This is a genomic window from Streptomyces tricolor (genome assembly GCF_002155905.1).
In the GTDB taxonomy this organism is placed as follows: Bacteria; Actinomycetota; Actinomycetes; order Streptomycetales; family Streptomycetaceae; genus Streptomyces; species Streptomyces tricolor.
In genome coordinates this window covers 1-1,064 of sequence record NZ_MUMF01000998.1, presented here as the reverse complement: position 1 = coordinate 1,064, position 1,064 = coordinate 1, and the positions used below count along the sequence as shown (strand labels likewise).

Here is a 1,064-nt window from a genome sequence, read left to right as displayed (position 1 = left end):
CCCCGTACGCCCGGCGCCCCCTCAGCCCCCGGCCGCGCCGGCGGTGCCCGGCGTCCAGCGGGCCGCGGCCGACCGCAGCGGACCACGGGAGCCGGGCGGCGGAACCACCGTGCCCGCGGCCCCCGTTCAGCGCGTCCCGGTCGTCCGCCCCGCACCGCCCCGTGCGGGCACACCCGCGGCCGTACCGGCGAGGCCCCTGCCGGTGACCGCCCCGCAGGCGCCGCCGCTCACGGACCGCCCGGCGGCCGTGTCCGCGCCCGCTCCGGCGGTCACCGTCCCCGTGGTCCGGCGGAAGAGCGCCGCACCGGGTGGCGGGGCGGCGGCTCCCGTGCAGCGCACCGGCGCCGGTGACGTCGTCACGTCGGGTGTCACACCTGGCGCATCCCCGGGCGTGCCCGCCAAGGCGGCACCCACGCGTAGCCCGCAGAGGTCGGCCCGGCATGCCGAGCCGCCGCCGGAACCCGGCCTGGACCTGGACGACCTGGCGCGCCGCCTGCTCGACCCGGTGGCCCGGCTGCTCCGCGCCGAACTGCGGCGCGGCCGGGACCGCACGGGCCGCCCCCACGACGGGCGCCGCTGAGCCACGGAACGGATGGGCCACGGAACGGATGAGGTCATGGAACGGATGACGGACGGATGACGGACAGCATCTTCGCGACGAGCGTGTTCTTCCGGCTCGCGATCGGCGGCAACGACCTGGGCGCCTTCCACACCTGCTCGGGCATGGGCGCCGAGGTCGAGATGGAGAGCTACGCCGAGGGCGGCAACAACGGCTTCACCTGGCAGCTGCCTGGACGCGTGACCTGGTCGAACATCACGCTCACCCGGCCGGTCACCGCCGACACGGCGAAGATCGGCCGCTGGCTGGACGAGACGCTGAGGCGGGTGGAGCCCAAGGACGGCGAGATCGTGGCGCTGAAACCGGACCTGACCCGGATCATCAGCTGGCAGGTGTTCGGGATCGTCCCGGTGCGCTGGCAGGGGCCGTCCTTCGACCCGTCCAGCTCCGAGCCGGCGGTGGAGACCCTGGAGATCGCCCACGAGGGCCTGCGTCCGTCCTGAAC

Annotated in this window: 1 protein-coding gene and 1 pseudogene; both read left to right on the top strand. The window is 75.9% G+C overall.

Annotation, left to right across the window (positions count from 1 at the left end):
- A pseudogene (locus CCN44_RS42280) lies at positions 1 to 580 on the top strand (hypothetical protein); the annotation flags it as partial.
- Between the two features lie 56 nt (positions 581 to 636).
- Positions 637 to 1,062, top strand: a complete 426-nt coding sequence (locus tag CCN44_RS42275) for a phage tail protein (protein WP_059250181.1) — start codon at positions 637 to 639, stop codon at positions 1,060 to 1,062.
- The last annotated feature ends 2 nt before the right edge of the window (positions 1,063 to 1,064 follow it).

What these genes read in the sequence shown, in the direction of transcription:
- CCN44_RS42275 (WP_059250181.1), top strand. Translation starts at nt 637, where the DNA reads ATGACGGACAGCATCTTCGCGACGAGCGTGTTCTTCCGGCTCGCGATC.